This is a genomic window from Mycolicibacillus koreensis (genome assembly GCF_002104795.1).
In the GTDB taxonomy this organism is placed as follows: domain Bacteria; phylum Actinomycetota; class Actinomycetes; order Mycobacteriales; family Mycobacteriaceae; genus Mycobacterium; species Mycobacterium koreense.
Genome location: NZ_NCXO01000094.1, coordinates 1 through 3,226, shown reverse-complemented (window position 1 = coordinate 3,226; position 3,226 = coordinate 1). Strand labels below are relative to the sequence as shown.

Below are 3,226 nucleotides of genomic sequence, written 5' to 3'. Positions count from 1 at the left end.
CCTTCAATCATTTGGCTACGACACGCCGGTCACCAAGATCAGGTCCCGACTCGTACACCACTCTGGTGGACGCAACCCACCTGTGATGAGACGCGTGATGTGGCACACATGAGTCGCGACCCGGTGTCGCTTTGGGGAGCCTCCGGGGAATCGGCCGGGGCTTTCTGCGTGGTGCGCCCGTGGGTCTTGGCGGCGTCGGTCTCGGCCGGGCCGGGTTTGTGCACTCACGGCGATCCCTTGTGCATCCACGGCGGCGCTGCCGCGCGTGTCGCCGCCCTCAGTGCACAAGGCACGCGGCAAACGGCGTCGCCGGCACGCCCGACACCACCCGTCGGGTGCCGCGAGCCAGAGCTAAATCAGCCCCTGGGCGAGCATCGCGTCGGCGACCTGGATGAACCCGGTGATGTTGGCGCCGACCATGTAGTTGCCCGGGGCGCCGTACTCGTCGGCGGTGTCCAGGCAGCGCTGGTGGATGCCGTGCATGATCGCGGCGAGTCGCTGCTCGGTGTAGCCGAACGTCCAGGAGTCCCGGGAGGCGTTCTGCTGCATCTCCAGCGCGCTGGTGGCCACCCCGCCGGCGTTGGCGGCCTTGCCGGGGGCGAACTTCACTCCCGCCTCGGTGAACAGCTTCACCGCCTCCGGGGTGCACGGCATGTTGGCGCCCTCGGCGACGATCTTGCAGCCGTTCTTGATCAGCCGGGCCGCGTCCTCGCCGTTGAGCTCGTTCTGGGTGGCCGACGGCACCGCGATGTCACACGGCACGTCCCAGGTGAGCCGGCCCGGCACGAAGTCGGCCGCGCCGCCGCGGCCGTCGATGTAGGCCTGCAGGCGCTCGCGGCGGTCCTCCTTGACCTCCTTGAGCAGCTCCAGGTCGATGCCCTTCTCGTCGACGACGAACCCGGAGGAGTCCGAGCAGGCCACCACGACACCGCCGAGCTGGTGGATCTTCTCGATCGCGTAGATCGCCACGTTGCCCGACCCCGACACCACGACCCGTTTGCCGTCGAAGGCGTCGCCGGAGGTCTTGAGGATCTCGTCGACGAAGAACACCGCGCCGTACCCGGTGGCCTCGGTGCGCACCTGCGAGCCGCCCCAGGTCAGTCCCTTGCCGGTGAGCACCCCGGACTCGTAGCGGTTGGTGATCCGCTTGTACTGGCCGAACAGGAAGCCGATCTCCCGGCCGCCCACCCCGATGTCGCCGGCCGGCACGTCGGTGTACTCGCCGATGTGGCGGTACAGCTCGGTCATGAACGACTGGCAGAACCGCATGATCTCGTTGTCGCTGCGGCCCTTCGGGTCGAAGTCCGAGCCGCCCTTGCCGCCGCCGATCGGCAGCCCGGTCAGCGAGTTCTTGAAGATCTGCTCGAAACCGAGGAACTTCACGATGCCCAGGTAGACCGACGGGTGGAACCGCAACCCGCCCTTGTAGGGACCCAGCGCGGAGTTGAACTCCACCCGGAAACCGCGGTTGATCTGCACGGTGCCGGCGTCGTCGAGCCACGGCACCCGGAAGATGATCTGGCGCTCCGGCTCACACATGCGGTGGATGACCGCGGCGTCCACGTAGTGCGGGTGCTTGGCGACCACCGGCTTGAGGCTGCTGAGCACCTCGTAGACGGCCTGGTGGAATTCGGTTTCGCCGGGGTTGCGGTGCAGTACCTCGTCGTAGATGTCGTGCAGCGTCTGGTCCAGCGCGGTCATATTCGGCATTGCTTCCTCGGGTCTGTGGCGGTGGTGGGCTGGCCCGGTGACGGACCCGGCGTCGGTGGCCGGCGGTCGGCCGTGCCGCAGGCACCGAGGCCCCGGCCACGCTCTCACCGGCTGACAGATTAGTGCGCCCGGGGTCCTCGACACCAATTGGGGCGCGCCCCCGCGGTGCTTGCCGGGCCCGCAGCGGCGGCCATAGCCTGGGGCCAGCAAACGACGGCGGCGGAAACGGGGCGCGGCGATGGGCATGGCCGGGTGGTCAGACTGACCGCGCAGGTGGCCGATCTGGCCGCGATGGACATCTTCGCCGGTTGCCCGCGCGCCGACCTCGCCGAGCTGGCCGCCGGGCTGCAGCCGTTGCACGCCGGCGGCGGGGAACTGCTGATGAAGCAGGGCGAGCGGCCGGTGTCGTTTCTGCTGATCTCCTCCGGGGTCGCCGAGGTGCTGCACACCGACGACGACGAGGTCGTGGTGGTCGACACCGTCTCGGCGGGCATGATCGTCGGGGAGATAGCGCTGTTGCGCGATTCGCCGCGCACCGCGACGGTCATCACCACCGAGCCGTTGACCGGGTGGATCGGCGACGCCGCGGCGATGGAACGCCTGGTGCAGCTGCCGACGGTGTTCGACCGGCTGGTGCGCACCATGCGTCAGCGGCTGGCCGCGCTGGTCACGCCGGTGGGGATCCGGCTGCGCGACGGCACCGAGCTGTCGCTGCGCCCGGTGCTGCCCGGCGACAGCGAACGCACCCTGCAGGGCCACGTCGAGTTCTCCACCGAAACCCTCTACCGCCGCTTCATGACCGCGCAGGTGCCCAGCCCGTCGCTGATGGCCTATCTCGCCGAGGTCGACTACGTCGACCACTTCGTGTGGGTGATGACCGACCCCGCCGACGACGACGCCCCGATCGCCGACGCCCGCTTCGTCCGTGACAGCACCGACCCGCAGCTCGCCGAGATCGCGTTCACCGTCGCCGATGCCTACCAGGGTCGCGGGATCGGCACCGTGCTCTTCGACGCGCTGGTGATCGCCGCCGAACTCGCCGGGGTGCGGCGCTTTTTCGGCCGGATGCTCTCGGACAACCTGGCGATGCGCACGATCATGGACCGCCACGGCGCCCGCTGGGCCCGCGACGAGGACCGCGGCGTGGTCACCACGGTGATCGTCGTGCCCGAGGCCGCCGGCCTGCCGTTCGAGCCGTCGCTGCGCACCGCGATCAAAGACGTCGCCCGTCAGGTGATCCGGGCCGCGGGATGAGGACCCCGGTCGCGGCGCTCACCCTGGTCGCGCTGCTGGCCGGCGGATGCACGTCTGTGGCGCCGCCGCCGGTGCCGAGTGCACCGTCGTCGAGCCGCCCCGCCGGCGTGAAACCGGAGCGCATCAAGCGGGTCACCGGTCTGCTGCCCGCCGGCTACGAGTACGGCGACGCCGCCGGCAAAACCGGCTCTTCACCACGAACCTGGGAGATGGGGAGTCCGGGCGACACGCCGCGAACGGTGAAATGAACTGATCGTGGGCC

Annotated in this window: 3 protein-coding genes; 2 read left to right on the top strand and 1 reads right to left on the bottom strand. The window is 69.7% G+C overall.

The genetic code is table 11. The features are described from left to right. Window positions 1–351 precede the first annotated feature (351 nt). Window positions 352–1,701: an NADP-specific glutamate dehydrogenase gene (gene gdhA / locus B8W67_RS19950; protein WP_069391398.1), complete on the bottom strand. Its 1,350-nt coding sequence runs from the start codon at window positions 1,699–1,701 to the stop codon at window positions 352–354. Between the two features lie 261 nt (window positions 1,702–1,962). Between gdhA and B8W67_RS19945 the strand changes: the two genes are divergently transcribed. Both B8W67_RS19945 and B8W67_RS19940 read left to right on the top strand, forming a co-directional pair. Further along, entirely contained in the window at window positions 1,963–2,964 is a 1,002-nt protein-coding gene (locus B8W67_RS19945) for an acetyltransferase Pat (RefSeq protein WP_372507413.1), read from the top strand. After that, window positions 2,961–3,212: a hypothetical protein gene (locus B8W67_RS19940; protein ID WP_085305913.1), complete on the top strand. Its 252-nt coding sequence runs from the start codon at window positions 2,961–2,963 to the stop codon at window positions 3,210–3,212. Before B8W67_RS19945 ends, B8W67_RS19940 begins: the two co-directional genes overlap by 4 nt. The last annotated feature ends 14 nt before the right edge of the window (window positions 3,213–3,226 follow it).

Excerpts from the sequence above, each read along its gene's own strand:
- gdhA (WP_069391398.1), bottom strand. The coding sequence starts at position 1,701 with ATGACCGCGCTGGACCAGACGCTGCACGACATCTACGACGAGGTACTG.
- B8W67_RS19940 (WP_085305913.1), top strand. The coding sequence starts at position 2,961 with ATGAGGACCCCGGTCGCGGCGCTCACCCTGGTCGCGCTGCTGGCCGGC.